Source organism: Bacteriovorax sp. DB6_IX (assembly GCF_000447775.1).
Classification (GTDB): Bacteria; Bdellovibrionota; Bacteriovoracia; order Bacteriovoracales; family Bacteriovoracaceae; genus Halobacteriovorax_A.
The window spans coordinates 1-3,301 of the sequence record NZ_AUNJ01000068.1; the positions used below are offsets into that span (position 1 = coordinate 1).

Genomic DNA, 3,301 nt, shown 5'->3' on the forward strand with positions numbered 1-3,301 from the left:
CAGTCATTAGATAACCAATACTTCCCCCTAGAGTTACAGAAGTATTCCATTTGTAAGTGAAATCAGAATCAATTTCGATTCCTAGATCATCTTTTTGATCAAAGTTTGCAGTGAAGATACGGTTTGAATCGTGATCATAAGATTGAGTACCGGCCTTAGCTGTTTCTTCGGCTTTTGCCCAGATTACACTGTTAGTCCAATTCCATTTTCCAGCCTCATATGTATGAGAAAGCTTGAAGAAGAATGTATTAGTAACGTAAGAATCATAAATACTATTATTAGAAGAGTCTGAAACTGCATTCAGGTTGTATCTAAATAGTAAGTTTGCAATTTGGTAGTTTGGGTGGAGGTAAAGAGCTTCGTAAGAAGAAGTATTACCAGCGTCACCACTCACTTTACCTACGTTGAACTTAAATGTGTGGTTATTGTTATAGGCATAAGTATTGTGGAAAAGGAATGCTTTCGCCTTATACTTAGCTGAAGTTGTTGTTGAATAAAGCTTTCCAATTTCACCGTCAGTGAATGGAACTTCGATTTCTGTTGTAAACTTACCAAATGACTTTTTGAAATAAAGGTCAGTAATTTTTACGTCTGTCTTTCCAAGACTTGTATTAAGAGTGTCTCCATCAATATCTGCTTCTAGGCTAGCAAAATTAGAAGCTTTATTTTTCGCATAAAGAATACCAAAACTCATTTCTTGATCAAGGTTGTTGTAAAGAAGTGAAACACCAGATTCTTTAATACGAGTTGTCTTCGTAAGTGTGTTACCAGAAGAGATCTTTGCGATATAAGGTGAAATTTTAAAATTACCAATTTTAAAATCAAGCTTGATACCATCTCTGATTGTAGCATGGCGGCTATTCATGTCGTTACCAGCATTGTGAATTGCACCAAGGGCCCATTCTGTAGCAAATCGACCTAGAGTATAAGTTGCCGTGTCTGCATAAAATGTAGCATAAGCTTGAGTTAGGTTGATGTTATTGTCACTAACTGTACTGTGAGAATAAAGAGCGTTAGGGTTTTCAGCTGTTCCTGTCCCTTTGTTCTTGTCTGCACTATCTCCCCAAGTTCCACCATAACCATAACCAGAAGTTAGTACAGCAGTTAGTGTCGTTGAATCATTAACAACAATTTCAGGGATTAATTTGAAGACATATGTTTGGTAGCTAGCATTAGATTTTCCACCACTTCCTAATGGAAGTTCTTGTGAACCAGCAGTACTTGAACTTGAATCAGTTGTGCTATCAATTCTTCTAAACTCTTCAATTCTATTTGTATCGAATTGAAATTCTCCATGCCAATCAATTGGTAGGGCATGAGCAATATTTAAAGTTGTAACTGCAAGCGTTACAGGTAATAGTTTTTTCATGTGTTATTCACCTCTTTTATAGATATTTCGCCCTGAAATAATATAAGATGAGAACTACTAAAGTCAAAAGCTTATAAAGGAAGTGACGCAGTGGTAAAAAACATTGCTAAGATTATATTAGTATTATTTGTAATTGGAGTGTGTTGCGCAGTTCCATATATCTATTCTGTAATATCGTCTTCAGGTGTTTCAGAGGCAATCACATATAATAGGGTTGATACTGAAGAAAACTATGTTTCTTTTGAAGAAGGTGGCCTTCTAAAAGTTACAGAATTTAATTATTTTAGAGAATTTTCGAATGATGAGAGATTCGATGAATATATCTATAAGAATCTAAAGAAATTTAAAAGTGACTATGAAGTTGTAGAAAACTTTAAACTGAAAACATTAAAAAGAAATGATTGTAAACGAAATCGCTGTCTTCAGTATAAGGTGAGCTTTCCTGAAATTCCTGTACTACTGAGCAAGGGTCTGATTGGTATTGAAGATTATAGATTTCTTGATCACTTTGGAGTTGATCCTGTCTCGATTTTAAGAGCTCTTTATCAAGATATTAAGGCCGGAAAATTTGTTCAAGGTGGATCGACATTAACGCAGCAACTAGCGAAGAACCTTTTCTTTTCGAATGAAAAAACACTCGTAAGAAAAGTGAAAGAGGCAATCTTGGCAATCTATATTGAAAGTCGATTTGATAAGAGCGATATCTTAAGAACGTATTTTAATGAGGTTTACTGGGGTGCTCTTCAGGGAATAAGAATCAAGGGTGTTCAAGCAGCATCACATGTTTACTTTGGTAAAGCTCTGGCAAGCTTAAGTGCCTACGAATCATCAATACTAGTATCGATGTTAAAGGGTCCACATTATTATCACCCTATTAGAAGAACGGAGCGTTTGAAGCAAAGAGCAAACTTTATTTATAAGAAACTTGGTGACTTGGGTCTTTATCAAAGTGACGATAAATGGAATGAAGGTGATTGGGATAAATGGGTTAATAGACTTAAAGAACTCGACTCAAATTATTATCTAGAATCGGTCTACATAAATAGTAGTCTTGCCATTAAATCAAATCAATACAGACATTACAAATTAGTTATCGAATCAAAATCACTTTTGGCCTCAAAACTTGATGTGAATAAAAATTTATCGGTCAAGGCGGTCTTTGGAAATAGAGAGGAAACAACAACATATTATTCACGTTTTGAAAGAGATCTTGAGAGGGCCATTACAAAAGAAAGGCATCAGATTGGAAGTACAATTAAGCCGGTGCTTTATAATTTCTTAGTTAAACTTGGCTTAGATATGGATGATACTGTTGATATGGAACCACTAACAATGGTGTTAAAGTCAGGAAAGTGGTCACCTAGAGAATCTCATCAGATAGAAGAAAAAGAGATCAATTATAAAAGAGCACTAAGAGAGTCATTTAATAATCCCATTATCAAGGCTACCCAAGAGATTGGTTTTGATAAAATGGAGGCAGAATTACTCAGGGTGATTCCAACTTTAAAAGTCCCTTTAAGTGAGTATCCGGCCCAACTCTTGGGGGCTGTTGAGCTAAGTGTACAAGAACTTTATGGACTATACTTAGATTTCATTAAAAATGAATGCAGTTCTGGGATGAGTGTCATATCAGTTCTTGCTGATCCAACCAAAACGACAATAAAAAGAATTGTTTCGAAACAGCTAGCAGCTCAGAACTTTTTTGGAAAGACAGGGACTACAAATAACGGTTTTGATAACTGGTTCATTGGTTTTGATGGTCATGATTTATTCGTGATTTGGGTAGGTTATGAAGGAAATAGAAACGAGTAAAGTCATTGCCCCTATATGGTTCGACAACTTCTTTTAAGATTTTCCAAAATGTCATCCTCTATTCAGGTAAAAGAATTGGGGTAAGAAACTGCATATTTTGATAGAATTATCTTGTCATCT

2 protein-coding genes are annotated in these 3,301 nt (G+C 35.2%); one reads left to right on the plus strand and one right to left on the minus strand.

What is annotated here, in order from left to right:
* On the minus strand, window positions 1–1,369 hold a 1,369-nt coding region (locus M901_RS02300), incomplete at its 3' end, for a hypothetical protein (protein ID WP_021276547.1).
* Between the two features lie 90 nt (window positions 1,370–1,459).
* On the opposite strand from M901_RS02300, the gene M901_RS02305 reads away from it, so the two are divergent.
* Entirely contained in the window at window positions 1,460–3,181 is a 1,722-nt protein-coding gene (locus M901_RS02305; RefSeq protein ID WP_021276548.1) for a transglycosylase domain-containing protein, read from the plus strand.
* Window positions 3,182–3,301: the final 120 nt, after the last annotated feature.